This window comes from Phaeodactylibacter sp. (assembly GCF_040219495.1).
In the GTDB taxonomy this organism is placed as follows: Bacteria; Bacteroidota; Bacteroidia; order Chitinophagales; family Saprospiraceae; genus Phaeodactylibacter.
Genome location: NZ_JAVJSK010000064.1, coordinates 21,261 through 38,557, shown reverse-complemented (window position 1 = coordinate 38,557; position 17,297 = coordinate 21,261). Strand labels below are relative to the sequence as shown.

The 17,297-nt window shown below is 53.3% G+C and carries 7 protein-coding genes; 1 reads left to right on the top strand and 6 read right to left on the bottom strand.

Features of this window, described 5'->3' with window-relative positions; all coding sequences use genetic code 11:
- The 4 genes from RIC19_RS09425 to RIC19_RS09410 all read right to left on the bottom strand — a co-directional run.
- A partial coding sequence (locus tag RIC19_RS09425; protein WP_350178056.1) for an HYR domain-containing protein occupies positions 1-11,360 on the bottom strand: 11,360 nt, incomplete at its 3' end.
- Between the two features lie 844 nt (positions 11,361-12,204).
- Entirely contained in the window at positions 12,205-12,765 is a 561-nt protein-coding gene (locus RIC19_RS09420; RefSeq protein ID WP_350178055.1) for a DinB family protein, read from the bottom strand.
- Positions 12,766-12,820: 55 nt separating this feature from the next.
- The gene (locus RIC19_RS09415) at positions 12,821-13,348 is read right to left on the bottom strand and encodes a Crp/Fnr family transcriptional regulator (protein WP_350178054.1); all 528 of its coding nucleotides are present in this window, start codon (positions 13,346-13,348) and stop codon (positions 12,821-12,823) included.
- A gap of 316 nt (positions 13,349-13,664) precedes the next feature.
- Positions 13,665-14,762, bottom strand: coding sequence for an alanine racemase (locus RIC19_RS09410; protein ID WP_350178053.1), 1,098 nt, complete (start codon positions 14,760-14,762; stop codon positions 13,665-13,667).
- Positions 14,763-15,141: 379 nt separating this feature from the next.
- Between RIC19_RS09410 and RIC19_RS09405 the strand changes: the two genes are divergently transcribed.
- Positions 15,142-16,101, top strand: a complete 960-nt coding sequence (locus RIC19_RS09405; RefSeq protein ID WP_350178052.1) for an L-lactate dehydrogenase — start codon at positions 15,142-15,144, stop codon at positions 16,099-16,101.
- A 35-nt stretch (positions 16,102-16,136) separates the two neighbouring features.
- Here RIC19_RS09405 and RIC19_RS09400 read toward each other — a convergent pair whose 3' ends face one another.
- Both RIC19_RS09400 and RIC19_RS09395 read right to left on the bottom strand, forming a co-directional pair.
- On the bottom strand, positions 16,137-16,547 hold the full coding sequence (locus RIC19_RS09400) for a hypothetical protein (RefSeq protein WP_350178051.1): 411 nt from the start codon (positions 16,545-16,547) through the stop codon (positions 16,137-16,139).
- Between the two features lie 3 nt (positions 16,548-16,550).
- Positions 16,551-17,189, bottom strand: coding sequence for an LON peptidase substrate-binding domain-containing protein (locus tag RIC19_RS09395; protein ID WP_350178050.1), 639 nt, complete (start codon positions 17,187-17,189; stop codon positions 16,551-16,553).
- Positions 17,190-17,297 lie beyond the last annotated feature (108 nt).

Below are 17,297 nucleotides of genomic sequence, written 5' to 3'. Positions count from 1 at the left end.
TGACCCGGCGTCAGCAATACAGCGCCTCCGGTATCCAATTGCAGGGTAAGGTCCTGGCAAAGCGCAACCGGCGCAATCGTATCTTCCACGGTCACCGTTGCCGTACAGGTGCTGATGTTGCTGTTTTCGTCTTCTACCGTCAAAGTCACGGTGTTCGGGCCGACGTCGCCACAGTCGAAGTTCGTAATATCGAGGGCTACGCTGACCAGATCGCAGCCATCCTGCAGGCCGGCATCAATTTGTGCGGCTGTAATACTGGCTATGCCGAAACTGTCCAGTTGCACCGTAATATCCTGGCAAAGGGCGACCGGTGCGATCGTGTCTTCGACGGTTACGGTAGCTGTACAGCTGCTGAGGTTACCATTTTCATCCTCAACAAAAAGTGTAACCGTGTGCGGTCCTACATCATCGCAACCAAAAGCCGATCTATCCAGCGTCAGGCTTTCAATGCCACAGGCATCGTTAGAGCCATTGTCCACCAGGGTTGGAGACAAGCTGACTACTCCGGTACTATCCAATTGAACGGTGACGTCCTGACAAAGGGCATCCGGATCGACGCTGTCTTCAACAGTGACCGTAGACGCACAATCACTGCTATTCCCATTATTATCCACAACGGTGAGGACAACTTCATGGATACCCACATCGCCGCAACCGAAAACAGATTCACTAAGGGTTGCCTCTCCAATCCCGCAGGCATCAGTGGAGCCCGCATCGACCTGAGCAGCCGTGAGTTCGGCCGCACCGTCCTCGTCAAGTTGCAGTACTACATCCATGCACAAGGCGACCGGTGCGATCGTATCTTCAACCGTAACCGCAGCCGTACACTGATTGGAATTGCCCGCGTTATCTTCTGCCGTAAGCGTCACGGTATGAGTGCCCACGTCCGCGCAACCGAAGGTCTCCCGGTCCAGGGAAAGGCTGGTCAATCCGCAGGCATCGTTGATGGCACTGCCTACCTGAGCAGGCGTAAGCATTGCCATTCCTATGGAATCCAGTTGAACCGTTACATCCTCGCAAACCAAAGCCGGAGGCACGTTGTCTTCAACCGTTGCAGTGAAGATACAAGTACTGGTATTGCCATTGTAATCGGTAGCGGAAAGGGTTAGGGTATTGACGCCCAAGTCTCCGCAATCGAACTCGCCTACACTCCAGGACCAAGATTCAATGCCGCAGGCGTCATTTGAGCCGTTGTCCACCTGATCTTGTGTAATACTGGCTGTTCCGGAAGCACCCAACTGTACCGTTACATCCTGGCAAATCATATCGGGCCCAATATTATCCTCAATGGTAACCGTTGAAAGGCAGGTGCTGCTGTTGCCGCTGCCGTCTTCCACGGTTAGTGTAATGAAGTGGGAGCCAATATCTCCGCAGCCGAAAATGGTGGTATCTGACAGGATGCTCAGGCTCACTTCCGGCAAAGCCCCTCCGGAGCAGGCATCATTGGAGCCCGCATCAATTTGCGCGGGCGTGATTTCTGCAGCGCCATCGTTATCCAGTTCTACTACGATATCCTGGCACAGGGCTTCGGGGGCAATATCATCTACGATAGTTACAACCGCTTCGCAGGTGCTGGTATTACCACTTGGATCGGTAGCGGTCAGCAAGACCGGATTGGGACCTACATCTGCACAACCAAAACCGGTCATGCTCAAAGATATATTGTCGTTGGGTACTGGGTTACTACAGGCATCCACTGCACCAACCAGGAGGTCACCGGGCACTATACTGACCGCCCCGTTTTGATCTAACGAAAGGGTCAGGTTTTCGCAAGCCACGACTGGCGCAATCGTATCCAATACCGTTACGAATGCCGTACAGGTGGCCGTATTGCCATTTACATCTTCTGCTGTGAGTGTAATTTCATTGACCCCCACAGTAGTACAATCAAATGTAGTTGCCCCTGCATTAACGGAAGCAATACCACAGTTATCTGTTGCGCCACCGTTGAGCGCAGCAAGGGTGGTAGCGCCTTCGCCATCGGCATTCAGGTAGACCGTGTCCGGCAAGCAAGCTACAACAGGCGCTTCCTGGTCAAGGACAGTTACCTCGAAGGTGCATACATCTGTGCTTCCGTAGTAGTCGGTCGCAGTATACGTCAGGACTGTCGTACCAATGGGGAACGTGCTGCCCGAAGTCAGCCCGGTACCGTCCGTTTGATCAATATAGACGGTTGCTTCAGCATCCCAGGAAAGAATGACCTTACCGTGCCCGTAGTTTAGTCCGGATACGTTGTTTTGCGAGAGTCCACTGTTGAAGGAGCCGCCGCCACCGCCGGCACCAAGCTGATCGCCACCGCCAGCCGAGCCGCCACCGGAGTAGCCGCCGCCACCGCCACCAGGACCGTAAGTCCAGCCACAGTTGTAACCACCACCGCCGCCACCGAAGCCACCGTATACATCTACTGTACCACCGGATTGCCCGCCAAAGCCACCGCTCTGATAGGAACGGCCACCGGTCGACAAGCAGTCGCCGTCGCTGCCATCGGTAAAGAAGCCGCCACCGGCACCACTCTGTTGGGTTGCAGTACCCGTCGAACCGCCATTTCCACCAGCACCGCCTGAGCCAACGCCTCCGGAAGCATTAATACCGGCTGACCCAAACGAGGCAACCTGCCCCGGGGCACCATCGTGAATCGTACCGCAGCAGAAACCGGCACCGCCGCCACCACCGCCCGCTATGATCAGCGGGTTTCCTGTGTCGTGGTCGACTACAAAAGTTCCACCACCGCCACCGTTAGACATAGCAGGGCGTTCGCCCACCAAAACGTCAATCACCTGGCCCGGTGTAACTGCGAAGGTTCCGCTCATGTAAGCGCCAAGGCCACCGAAACCTACATTGCCGTCGCCACCCTGTGCACCGTAAGCCTCGATTTCCACAGAGGTGACGCCCTGCGGTATCACGAAGGTCTGTAGCGTACCGTTAAACTCAAGGGTATCCGCAGCGACCGCTTCATCACAAACGAATACGGCTGCCGGCAGGTCATAACTGACCACTGCGCTGCATGCCCCAGGATCGGTGTCCACGGTGATATCGCCAGGACAGATGGCGGTTGGCCCGTTAGTGTCTTGTACGATCGCCATAGCCGTACAGGTGCTGGTATTGCCATTTTGGTCCATCACAGTTAACGTGACCGGATTGGGGCCAAGGTCTTCACAGCTTAGTGTCTCTATGTTCAGCGAAAAGTTGCCTATGCCACAGGCGTCGGAAGATCCGTTGTCGAACTGGGCAGGGATCAGGCCATAGGCATCGTCAGAGACCGGCTCAACGATGACATCCTGACAGTGCGCCACGGGTGCTATGTTGTCTTCTACCGTAGCGGTAGCCGTACAGGTGCTGAGGTTACCATTGAGGTCGGCTACCGTCAGGGTCACGGTATTTGTCCCTACATCACCACAATCGAATTGTGTTTGGTCCAGTGAAATCCAGTCGATACCACAGATATCGTTGGAGCCTGCATTAACCAGCGCAGGCGGCAACACACCGGCGCCGCTCTCATTCAGCTGCACCGTCACATCCTGGCAGAGGGCGTCGGGAGCAATAGCGTCCTCCACCGTTACTGTTGCGGTGCAGGAGCCCACGTTGCCACTGGCATCCACCTGGGTCAGGGTTACCGTATTTAGACCGACGTTGGAGCAATCGAAATCAGTCTGGTCAAGTGATAGCAAATCATCTACGGATGGACAGGCATCGATGGCCCCATTACTGACTGCTGCAGCGGTGACGCTGCCCTGTCCATCAATACCTAACTGAATGGTTACATCCTGGCAAAGGGCCACTGGTGCGGTGTTGTCTACTACAGTGATGGTTGAGCTGCAAAAACTGCTGTTGCCGTTCACATCGGTAACCGTCAGGACGACCAGGTGCTCTCCGACATCAGCGCAACCGAAAGTGGTGGTGCTCAGATTCATACCGCTCAGTCCACAGGCGTCATTGGAACCGGCATCAACTTCATCAGCTGTGAGTAAGCCAATGCCCGTACCGGACAAGACTACGGTTACTTCCTGACAAAGGGCTTCGGGGGCAACGGTGTCTTCCACCGTCACCACTACAGTACAATTACTGCTGTTCTCATTAAGGTCCGTGACGGTCAATGTGACTGTATTCGCACCGAGGTCACCACATCCGAAGGTATCGGTATTCAGCGCAAGCCCAAACAGGCCACAGGCATCTGCAGAGCCATTATCTACTTGTGCGGGGGAGAGTGTTACCGTCCCGTCTGCGCCCAACTGCGCTGTAATATCCTGACAGGAGGCCAGGGGTGCTATCGTATCCATCACCATGACGGTTGAGGTACAGGTGCTGCTGTTACCGTTTATATCGGTCAGTGTCAGGGCTACCTGATTCGGGCCAACATCCTCACAATTGAAGGTAGAAACATTCAGGGCCTGGGTGGCAATACCACAAGCATCAACCGAGCCCGCATCAATCTGGGCAGGTGACAAGAATGCAGTGCCATTCATATCCAGCTGGACGGTCGTATTTTGGCAAAGGGCCACAGGCGCCTGATTGTCTTCCACGGTTACGGTAGCCGTGCAGGTGCTGCTGTTGCCGTTCACGTCAGTTGCAGTGAGCGTCACCGTATTTGGCCCTGCATCTCCACAATCAAAAGCCATAATATCCAGATCAAACTGGGCAATACCGCAGGCATCATTCGAGCCGTTATCCACTTGCGCAGCTGTGATGCTACCGTTGCCATCGGTATCGAGTTGAACGGTTACATCCTGGCAAAGTGCTTCAGGTGCGGTCGTATCTTCTACTGTGATGGTAGCGGTACAGGAACTGGCATTGCCATTTGCATCTACCACAGTCAGGGCTACGGTGTTGGGGCCCACATTATTGCAATCAAATGCCGTGATATTCAGGGCGATACTATTGAGAGAACAGGCGTCACCGGAGCCTGCATCGACCTGTGCAGGCGTCAGGCTTACGGTGCCATTGGCTTGCAACTGTACCGTTACATCATTACAAGAGGCCACCGGCGGAATCGTATCCTCTACCGTAATAGTTGCGGTACAGGTACTGCTGTTGCCATTGACATCTATTCCAGTAAGGGTGACCGTATTTGCCCCTACATGGGTACAATTAAAATCATGCTCATCCAGAGCAAGGCTGGAGAGACCACCCGGTGCTGTACCGAAAGCGCAGGCATCTGTGGAGCCACCATCGACCTGACTGACCGTTATACTCCCGGCCCCACTACCGTCGAGCTGTACGGTCACATCGTTGCAAACCATCACGGGGGGCAAATTATCTTCTACGGTGGCAGTAGCGGTACAAGTACTGCTGTTGCCATTGGTATCTGTCACGGTAAGGGTGACCGTATTGTCACCGACATCCGTACAACCGAAGGCATCCACATCGAGGGCAAGGGCGGCAACACCACAGGCATCCGTGGAGCCATTGTCTACTTCAGCAGTGGTAAGGCTGCCCGTACCATCGGCATCCAACTGTACGGTTACATCCTGGCAGAGGGCGTCGGGCGCCACAGCGTCTTCCACCGTCACCAATGCCGAACAGGTACTGCTATTGCCGTTCACATCCGTAACGGTGAGGGTGACGGCATTCGGGCCGATGTCAGCACAGTTGAAAGTCTCTTTATCTATGGATAAGCCGGCAATACCGCAGGCATCCGTTGAGCTGTTGTCTACTTCAGCAGCGGTAAGGCTACCCAAGCCATCGGTATCCAATTGCACGGTTACATCCTGACAGAGGGCGCCCGGCGCAACATTATCCTCCACGGTAACGGTAGCCGTGCAAGTACTGGCGTTGTTATTTACGTCGATTACGATGAGGGTGACGGTATTCGGGCCAATATCGGCACAGTCAAAGGTGTCCTCATCGAGTACGAGACTACCTACCCCACAGGCGCCTCCGGAACCTCCATCCACTTCAGCCGGGGTGAGGGTACCTACCCCATTTGCATCCAACTGGACTGTCGCGTCCTGGCAGAGAGCCGTCGGAACCACATTATCTTCCACGGTGATCAGTGCGGTGCAGCTGTCGGTATTTCCATTGATATCCGTGACTGTCAGGGTGACGGTTTGGGTGCCCACATCCGCACAACCGAAAGTGGCTGTGCTTACGCTAAGGGTACCGATACCGCAGGCATCATCAGAACCGGCGTCCATTTCTGCCGGGTCGAGTAAGCCTGTACCTGTGCCGTCCAATTGTACCGTGACGTCCTGGCAAAGCGCTTCGGGCGCCACATTATCTTCCACGGTAACGGTAGCAGAACAAGTGCTGCTGTTGCCGTTCACATCCGTAACGGTCAGCACGGCCGGATTCGGGCCCACATCGGCACAACTAAAGGTTGATATATCTATCGCCAATCCATCGAGTCCGCAGGCATCGTTGGAGCCATTGTCTATCTGAGCTGCGTCAAGGCTGCTGTTGCCCGCTGCATCGAGTTGGACGGTTACATCCTGGCAGAGAGCTTCCGGCTCTACATTATCTTCTACGGTGACGGTAGCAGAACAAGTGCTGCTGTTGCCATACGTGTCGGTTACGGTAAGAGTAACGGTGTTCGTACCAGTGTCGGCACAACCAAAAGTTGCTGCATTCAGTACAAGTGTGGAAAGGCCACAGGCGTCATTAGAGCCATTATTGACGTCAGCGGCGGCAAGTGTGCCGGCTCCGGTCGCATTGAGCTGTACGGTTACCTCCTGGCAGAGGGCCTCAGGTGCAACATTATCTTCTACCATGACGGTGGAAGTACAGGTGCTGCTGTTGCCGTTGGTATCCGTTACCGTGAGGGTGACGGTATGCGCACCGACATCACCGCAGCCAAAGGATTCCTGGCTAAGGCTCAGGCTTTCGATACCACACGCATCAGAGGAGGCGTCATCTACCTGAGCGGGCGCAAGCACTCCCACCCCATTAGCCGCAAGTTGTACCGTGGCGTTTTGGCAGAGGGCAATTGGCGCGATATTATCCGCTACAGTGACGTTGGCCGTGCAGGTGTTGCTGTTGCCATTCGTGTCTGTTGCCGTAAGGGTGACGGTATTGTCCCCGATATTGCTGCAGTCAAAGTTGCTGATATTCAATGTCAGCTGATCTATTCCGCAGGCATCAGAGGAGCCGTTATCGACCGCAGCCACAGGGATGCTACCCACGCCATTGGCATCGAGCTGTACCGTTGCCGGCTGGCATTCCGTGACCGGTGCTATGTTGTCTTCTACGGTCACGACAGCCATACAGGTACTGGTATTACCATACGCATCTTCTACAGTTAGGGTGACGGTGTTTGCCCCGACGTTACTGCAATCAAAAGATGTGATATCGAGCGTGGAAGTGATGGTCCCGCAGATATCGTTAGAGCCGTTATTGATTTCCGCTGCAGAGATAGTGCCTGCTCCCGCCGCATCAAGTTGTACGGTTGCCTCCTGGCATTCGGCCACCGGGGCTACGTTATCTTCTACGATAGCGAGGGCGGTGCAAATGCTTTCATTACCGCTGCTATCCGTTACAGTCAGGACAACCGGGTTGGGGCCGATATTAGTGCAGTCGAAGACTGCCACATCAAGGGCAAGGGCGGCAATACCGCAATTATCTATAGAGCCGGCATCCACCTCAGCAGTGGAAAGCGTACCCAGCCCGTCTGCATTGAGCTGTACCGTTACATCCTGGCATGCGGCTACGGGCGCGATGGGGTCCGCTACCGTCACCATAGCCGTACAGGTATCTGTATTGCCGTTCTCATCCGCTACGGTGAGGACTACGGTGTTATCTCCCAGGTCATCACAACCAAAGAGGTCCTGGTCCAGCAGGAAAGGGCCGACTCCGCAGGCATCTGTAGAGCCCGACTCCACATCGGCAGGCAGGACCACCGCAAAACCGAGGGAGTCTAACTGCACAGTTACATCCTGGCAGCTGACGACAGGCGGCACCTTATCTTCTACGGTAACCGTAACGGTGCAAGTGGCTAAATTACCACCGAGATCAGTGGCAGTCAGGGTGACCGGATTGGGGCCGACGTTGCCGCACCCGAAGGTCGTTTCATCCAGAAGCAAAGTATCCAGACAGGCATCACCGGAGCCTGCATCCAGCTCCGCTGCAGTCAGAATACCAACCCCGTCTTCATCTAACTGTACGGTCACATCCTGGCATAGAGCAACGGGTAGAATGGTGTCTGTTATGGTGACCGTTGCAGTGCAGGTACTGCTGTTGCCGTAGTTATCAGTTACGGTCAACGTTACGGTATTCGCACCGATATCAGCACAATCAAAATTGGTGACATCCAGTACGCTTTCGCTAATGCCACAGGCGTCCGATGAGCCGGCGTCTATATCGGCTAAGGTCAGGCTAGCCAACCCTAAACTATCCAGTGAAAGGCCCACATCCTGGCATTGCACTACGGGGGCTACCTCATCTTCTACAACCACGCTGGCCGTACAACTACTACTGTTGCCATGAATATCGACTGCCGTAAGGGCCACTGTATGAGCGCCTACATCGGAGCAATCGAAACTCGTTTTGTCCAGTGCCAGGGTATTGATACTACAAGCGTCTGTACTTCCGGCATCAATTTGCGCCACAGAAAGGTTGCCAACGCCATTGGTATCCAATTGTACAGTCGCATCCTGGCAGACCACTGCGGGCGCGATGGTATCGGCTACGGTGACCGCAGCGGTGCAAGCCGCACTATTTCCATTGGTATCTTCCACCGTCAGGGTCACCGGATTGGGGCCCACATCCGCACAATCAAAACCAGTCACGCTCAGGGAGCGGTTTTCGACTCCACAGGCATCATTCGATCCTGCATCTACTGCTGCCGCGTCTAAGCTGCCCTCTCCATTCATATCTAACTGTACCGTAACATCCTGGCACAAGGCAGACGGGGCGATGGTATCCGCTACGGTCACTACAGCCGTGCAGGACGCAGCGTTGCCGTTAACATCCTCTACTGTGAGGATTAAAGTGTCCACTCCTATATTATTACAGTCAAATGTTGTCGTTTCCAGCGCGAGGCTGGCAATACCACAAGCATCAGCGGAGCCGCCGTCTACTTGTTCCGGGGCGAGATTGCCCAAGCCGTCAGCATCAAGTTGGACCGTCACGTCCTGGCAACTGACTAAGGGAGCAGTCGTGTCTTCCACGATGACCTTTGCGATACAGGTGTCCGTATGCCCGCCTACGTCCTCTACGGTTAGGGTTACCGGGTTCGTCCCTACATCATTGCAATCAAAATCCGATTCGGAAAGCGTGAGGCTTACAATCCCACAGTTGTCAGCAGAGCCGGCATCCATGTCATCCGCTGTTATGCTTCCCGCGCCGCTATCATTCAGCTGTACCGTCAGATCCTGGCAAACGGCAACAGGCGCTGAGGTATCGGCTACGGTAACGGTCCATTCACCTGCCGAAGCAACCGGATCGGCCGTGCAGATGCCATCAATAGCATAACGCCGGAAGGTGGTGGTTTGGGACAGCCCTGCTTCCGGGGCATAGGTTGCGCTATCTGCACCGGGAATACCTGCCGTGTAGTTATCGGCAGAAGAGCGCCAGGTGTAGGCTATTTGTTCGTCTCCTCCGGTTGCCAATACTTCACTTGGAATTTCAGCGGGCGTGCCGCCGGGGCAGATGGTTTCGCCTTCATCAGCAATCTGTCCGGGGTCGAAAGCGTCCAGTACCGTGATCGTCCAGGCTCCGGTGGCCGGGACAAAATCGGTATTGCAAGTCCCGTCGTTGGCGTAGCGCTGAAAGGTAGTCGTTTGTGTTAGTCCTGCTTCGGGCGTGTAAACTGGCCCGTTAGCGCCGGGGATCGGGTCCGTAAAGTTATCGGCGGAAGAGCGCCAGGTGTAGGTAATCTGCCCGTCTCCCCCTGTAGCCGGTGCCCCACTGCCAATCGCTGCAGGGGTACCGCCCAGGCATATGGTTTCACCTGTATCGGCAATTTGCCCGGGACTGAACGCATCCAGCACCGTGACGGTCCATTCGCCATCCGATGCTGTGGGCGTTGTATTATAGGTGCCATCATTAGCATACCTCCTGAAGGTGGTGGTTTGTGCAAGACCGGGTGGGGGGATATAGATAGGAGCCGTGGCGTTGTTAATCGGGCTACTGAAGTTGTCAGCAGAGGAGCGCCAGGTGTAGCTAATGACTTCATCACCCCCACTCGCCAGGAATTCAGACCCGATCATTATAGATGGTGTCCCACCAAAACAAATGGTCTCTCCCCCACTCACAATAATACCTGCCTGGAAGGGATAAACGCAGATATTTTCGTACCAGGCGATTTCGTCATCGTAATTGGCGGCGGAGAGCACATCCGGATCGCCATCGTTGTCCAGGTCAGCTGCGAAAACAGAAATGGCACCATCGGCATTGCCTTCGATGATGCGCTGAGCGGAGAAACTCCCACCGCCCAGGTTTTCGTACCAGGCAATCTCGTCATCGTACTGGGAGGCCGAAAGTACGTCCGGGTCGCCGTCATTGTCCATGTCGATTGCGTAAACGGATATCGCACCGTTGGCTGCAAAAGAAATGACCTGCTGGGCGGAAAATGTACCATCTCCCTGGTTTTCGTACCAGGCGATTTTATCATCCTGAAAGGAAGCGGACAATACGTCGATGTACCCATCTCCATTGAGATCGGCAGCGTAAACCGACCGGGCCAGGTTGGCAGAAGAGGTAATGACCTTCTTACTCGTGAAGGACCCGCCGCCGAGGTTTTCGAACCAGGCGATTTCATCATCAAAACCTGAGGCAGACAGTATATCCATGTCGCCGTCATTATCGAGGTCTGCTGCATAGGCATCGTAAGCGCCATCGGCGTCTGTCGAAATGATCTGCTCGGCGGAAAAAGACCCGCCGCCAAGGTTTTCAAACCAGGCTATTTTATCGTCGAACACAGAAGCTGACAGGATATCCAGATCGCCATCATTATCGAGGTCTGAAGCATGTACAGACAACGCTCCGTTGGCGTTGGTCGTCAGGACCTGCTGCGGGCCGAAGGTACCACTGCCCAGGTTTTCGTACCAGGCAACCTTATCATCATACCCGGAAGCAGAGAGGACATCCACATCACCATCACCATCCAAATCAGCCGCATGAACAGACAGTGCTCCGTTGAGCAGGGTGGAGATGACCTGCTGCGGGCCAAAAGTGCCACTGCCCAGGTTTTCGTACCAGGCAATTTTGTTGTCGTTGAAAGACGCAGAGAGTACATCTGTGTCACCGTCTCCATCCAAATCTGCGGCATAGACTGCATAGGCGCCATCGGCAGCAGCCGTGATAGGAGATCCCGAAAAACTGAGTTGGGGACAGGGCTGTGCGGAGAGTAAGACCGGGCCGAAGACCAGCAATAGGATGGCCGTGTGCACACCTGTTCCTGTTACCTTGGAAAGTAATTGTGTAAACATATTTGTAGTTTTCTCTGACCAGAAGCCCTGACGGTCTGCCTGGTATGCTCCTGGTAATGAAAAAGACCATGACGATTGCTCCGGTACAACGGGCCCGTCAGGCAAATTCAATAGTATGTCCCGAGGAAGTCATGCGCTTATAAAGCAGTCAACTCCTTCGGCTATGTTGCTGAATGAATATGCTGTTGCCGTCCTTTCTACAGGGTTTTAGACCGATTCCCGACTAAGAAACCCTAAGAACGGGTATCCGGACTTCTGCACGTGGCACCTAAGCGGGTTAGCGACATAGAATGGCAACCCCGGGGCGTGCCATCACGCTGCGGAAATCAGGATAAGGTATCAGATGTTGAATAGTAAGGCTCAGGTTACAGCTGTCAAGGTACAAATGGCCCCAGATTGGGCGGGGTTTTATCCCTTTTCAGCTTTAATAACTCATGGTCAGAACTGACCACAATCGGTTTACTGGACGGTAAGATCGTTTCGAAGTCTTGAAAAGATTTACAGTCAGCAAGGCGGGGAGTTTCTAAAAGGCGCCTGCGTAATTGCCAACAACCTGAAATTAAACAGGTTGGGCTCAGAGTCAATGTGCAGGAAAGGCATACCTTTCCTGGTTGTTAGGGTTTTCATTGTTTGGGGTTTTACTTGCTGGTATGTTTGTTTGCAAAAAGTTAGTACGAACTTATTAAATATTTTTGGGATATCCTAGATTATCTTTTGGGTATTTCGCATAATGCTTTAAAAAATTGACATAGCGCATGGTTATATAAAAATAAAAACTATACGCTACTGCCAGTGGCAGTACTTGTTACTATCCTGAAAAGCTTGATTTTTTGAAGGAATGCGTCTAGTGGCCTGTTTGTTTAACGAGGTCTCCCACAGCCCGCTCCGCCTGATCCAAATGCCGCTGATTGTGGTAAATAACCACCCGGAAGGTATCGCCGAGCCTGAGTTTTATCCAGGAAGAAATAGAGATACTGGTTTTGGTTTTGGTGAGGTCGACGTTCCGGGCTTGCTTTAGCAATTCCAGAGTTTCCGTCTGCTGCTCCAAAAACGTAGATAGCGCGGTTTTGTCTAGACTGCTGCCAGCTGGGTCCATCGCGGAGAAGGTTTTCATTTTATTGAGCTTCGCTTTGGGCATCAGGCTTTTAGCGAAGTAATTGCCCAACCATCCGCTTTTGAACACACCACTGCCCTTGTGGGAGGTGCTGCCGAGGCGCTCCCGGATTTCCGGAAGGTAAAACTCACCGTAGCGGTTGAGGTGCTCGATACACTCCAAAGCACTCCAGCTTTCAGGCGATGGTTTTCGGTTGAGTGCAGCTTCCGGTTGTTCCCGGAGTTGCTGGGCCCGCTGAATATTGTTTTCAGTCCGTGCGGTCAGGTCCGCAATAAGTGCAGATGCTTTCATAGGTACTTTTGCTTGCAAAGATGCGGGTCTGATCCTTTCTTTTTCTTGATCGAGATCAAGATTTCTTAATCCGGGAGAGGGTTTCCGGAGTCATGCGCAGGTAGGAGGCAATATATTTATGCGGGATCTCCTGGAAAAGCTGTGGGCTTCGCTGCAAAACCCGCTGATAACGCTCCAAAGGCGAAGCGATTAACAAATCCTGCTCCCGCTCCAGCTGCTGCAGCACCAGCTGCTCCAGCAAAACGCTATACAGTTCCGCCATTTCCGGTACAGCTTCCCTTAAAGCCAGGAAAGTGGATTTCCTCATTGCTTTGAGCCGCGACTGGCGAATAGCCTGCAAATAGTAAACCGAGGGCTGCCCATTCAAAAAGCTGTCGAGGGCACCGATAAAGCTCTCCGGATAACCGAACCGGATCGTATGCTCTTCGTCCCCGTGTATCCAATATACCCGGAGGCTACCGGATTCTATGTAGTAGAGCCGGTCATCAGTCTGCCCTTCCGCTATGAGGCAATCGTTGCGTTCAATGGTCAGTTGCTCGTCCCACGCCTGATGCAACTCCAGCTGATCATAGAAGAATTGCATAGGGTTGTTTTTATGAATCACGGCAATGAGTAAGGATATGTTTTTTAATTCAGGACGCATGGTTTTCTGCTTCCACAGCAGCCAAACGTGCCTTTTGGAGGAAGATAAGAGTTATTTGGGACAGGACACAGGAATCCTGACTTGCAGGGGTCTAAGAGCGTGTTGGGACTTTAGTAATCGGTCTGCAAACTACACTTTTTTGATTATACTTCGTCCCGAAAATCCTCATTTAGCTAAGGCTAAACTCCGGTTTTCGTGCCTCGTATAACCAAAAAATTGTTAGCTTTCGACTAGAAGACAAAAGTCCCAACACGCTCTAAGGCATCATCCCGATTCTCTTTCCGTCCATTAGGCGGTATGCCTTCATCAGATTAGCCGTAAGGCAGGAGTGTATGGGCAGGATCATTATCAGGGTGCCAACGTCTATTTTGCCGAATAGGTCTTCCGTTACCCGCAGCAATCCATGCTCTTGTGACAGCTTCCTCAGATAGGCTCCTGGCTGTAGGAGCTCCCAGCCGCCCTCACCCCACTTGGCAGCCAGCCCGTAAAAGGGTTTGTCATCTGAGAAGGTAAGGAAGTCCTTGGAGAAATGAACAGCCCCACCGTAGAGTACGATTTCATGGCGGTCGGGATGCTTAGCGACCACGGGGCAGGCCATAGCAACGGCAATATCAGCGGGTGTGCAGGCACCAATTTGCCACTGCATCAAGTCGTAAAACAGGAAATTCCCCGGCCGGATTTCATCTACGCCGGGGAAGCTGTCCATCACGCTGGCCGTGGGGGTATCTCCTACCGAAATTTCCAGTTGCGGAAAACGCCCTTGGTATCGATCACGTAGGGTTTGCATGGCTGCCAGGCTGGATTGGTGCGTTTGGGCAATAGCCGCTACGCCCCGGTCGGCGTAACTCTGCCCGGCATGGCCGAGAAAGCCGGAAAATCTCAGTTTATCAGCTTGGGCAAAATAGTCCAGTAAAGCATCGAGACGGGCGGTATCTTCGGGGGGCAGGCCAGTACGGTTGTTGCCAATATTAACCTTGGCCCACACCCGTACCCTTTGGCTTAGTTGGTCCTGCAGCGCCCGGGCACCTTCCAGGTTTTCTACCGTGATGTTTAAGCGAATGCGTTCTGACAGGCTTTTTATAGCCTCCATCTCCCGGATATTCACAGGGAAAGCAACGGTTATGTCCTCCCAGCCATCCGCTGCGAAGTATTCTGCCATCCGAAAAGACGAAACGGTGATGGCATTCAGTCCATAGTCACGCAGCCAGCGGGCGACTTCGATCGACTGTGGGGTCTTCATGTGCGGGCGCAGGCGGATGCCCAACTGCCGGGCTTTTTCTGCCATCCGGTGTATGTTTCTTCGGCATACGGCCTCATTTAGCAACAGCGTAGGAGTTGTGATATCGTCAAACATGCAGTCTTTTTTAGCAATATAAGCAAAGATGCGAGTTGAAGCTGTTGGAAACGAAGGGTTTAATCTACACTCCGTATCCATTTTTATCTCAGGACAGAAAAGCTTTTTTGAAAACTTGACTCTTTTGCCACTAGCAGGAGCCACCATGAAAATCAAAGCACTAAGAGCGTGTTGGGACTTTAGTAATCGGTCTGCAAACTACACTTTTTTGCTTATACTTCGTCCCGAAAATCCTCATTTAGCTAAGGCTAAACTCCGGTTTCCGTGCCTCGTCTAACCAAAAAATTGTTAGTTTTCGACTAGAAGACAAAAGTCCCAACACGCTCTAAACATTCTTCCCTATTCGAGGTTATCCAATTTTACAAAAAACCTCAAGCCTATGCCCTCAGACCGTTCCACTCCGCGCAAAGTTGTTATCGTTGGTGCCGGCGCTGTTGGTGCCACCTTCGCTTACGCGCTGGCACAGAGCGGCGCAGCCAACAGCATCTGCCTGATTGACCAAAATCAAAAACTCGCAGAAGGGCAGGTCGCGGATCTGTCGCACGGTTTGCCGTATTACCCTTCTGTATCCATAACCAATGGAACGACTGAAGACTACGGCGATGCACAGGTAGTCGTCATTACAGCGGGCAGTGCACAACGGCCCGGGGAGACCCGCCTCGATTTGCTGAAGCGCAACGCGAGTATCATTGAAGGCATAATGGATGAGATTATCGAGCAGCAATCCCGGGCAATTGTTGTCATTGTCACTAACCCGGTGGATGTGCTGACCCAGGTTGCCCTGCGCCACTCGCGCTGGTCGCGCAGCCATATCTTTGGTTCCGGAACGGTACTGGATAGCGCGCGTTTCCGCTATTTCATTAGCCAAGAGATGGGGGTGGATGTCAAAAGTGTACACGCTTACATCCTTGGAGAGCATGGAGACAGCGAACTTCCGGCCTGGTCCCTGACCAATCTGGGTGGTGTTGCCATTCAGCAGTACGTGAAGTCCAACGGGCTGCAGGAGCAATGGCCGAAGCGCAGCCGCGAAATCTTCGAAGCGGTCAAGAACTCTGCTTACCACATCATCGATTACAAAGGGGCGACCAACTTTGCGGTCGGGCAGGCACTTGTACGCATCGTGCAAGCCATCCTGCGCGATAGCCATAGTGTGCTGACGGTCTCTATTCAGTTGCGCGGAGAGTACGGCATAGAGGGGGTTTGCCTGAGTGTACCTTGCATTGTGTCCAAAGATGGAGTGGAAAAGGTATTGGTGGCCGACCTGAGCGAGGAGGAGCAGCAGGCGCTAAAGCATTCGGCTTCCGTACTGAAGGATTCAATGAAAGGGTTACTCGAATAGTAGCTACCGCTCCAAAAGCAAAATCCCAACAACTTCTAAACCAAGCTCAGCAGCAAAAATGCGCGCAGGGTCCAGATGAGGGTCCGGAGCCAGTTGGTGCGGACGAGGCGGGCGTGTTGTACTTCATTGAAGGCGCTGCTAAGTGCATTATGCAGAGGCACCTGAATAAAAAAGGTGGAAGCCCACAGCCCCAGCAGCCCGGCGGTGTTTGCCCACCACAGCCAATCGGTGGGAGCTTGTACAAGCAGCAGCAGCCCGGTGCCTAATTCGCCCAGCATAGGTGGTGCTGTCACCCAGGAGGTGAAGCGGGTATGCGCCCGCTCGTAATCAATAAAACTGGAAGCGCCTACTTTGCCCATGAGCGGGTAATGCACGACCTGCACAAACCAGATCAGCCCCAGCATATAAAGGGAAAACAACAGATGCACCTTGAACACCCATTCCATTGGCTAAAATTTTGGGGGCTTCAGGTGCTTAAAGTGCCCGTTCATTCGGGCCCGCTCCTGCAGGTTGTTCATTTCGCGGACAACGGGCAGCATTTTTTCCAGGTGGGCACGCATGTACTCCTGACGGGAGAACTCGTTGGGAATGCAGAGAAACTGGTACTCCTGTTCGATGGAAAACCCCACATGATGAGCCACCTCAAAGGTCTGCAGGATAGCCGCATCTTCCGGTACCGGTTTATCGATTTTGAGGAGGGTAAACAGTTCTCCGATCAACTCAATTAGCTGCATGTTGACCGCAACATCACCCTGTGTACTTGTGTACTCCAGCCAGTCAACCTGTGCGCCGGCGTAGAGTTTACCTGGCGCCTGCCGGAAGAACTGCTCGATGCGGAAGGGGCGGATGCCTTCGGTTTTGATATCTACTTCTCCATTGGGGTGGCGCTTTTCGACCGAAAGCAGGCGCATCTCCGTTCCTACTTCCATCACTTTGCCGTTGATAAAGGCGGGAATACCAAAAGTAGCCCCTTCTTCTTCACACTCTTTGGCCAACTGCCGGTAGCGCGGCTCAAAAATATGCAGGTTAAGGGATTCGCCCGGGAAGGCAACCAGTTGCAATGGGAAAAGCGGCAACATTTCGTTCATGGAAGCAAGTCATTTGAGATTTCCCCGTAATAACGCCAATTCTTTAGAGGTGTTGAAGCGATCGGATGTTTTTTCTTTGGAGCGAAGGTCAAAAGCTGTTATATTACG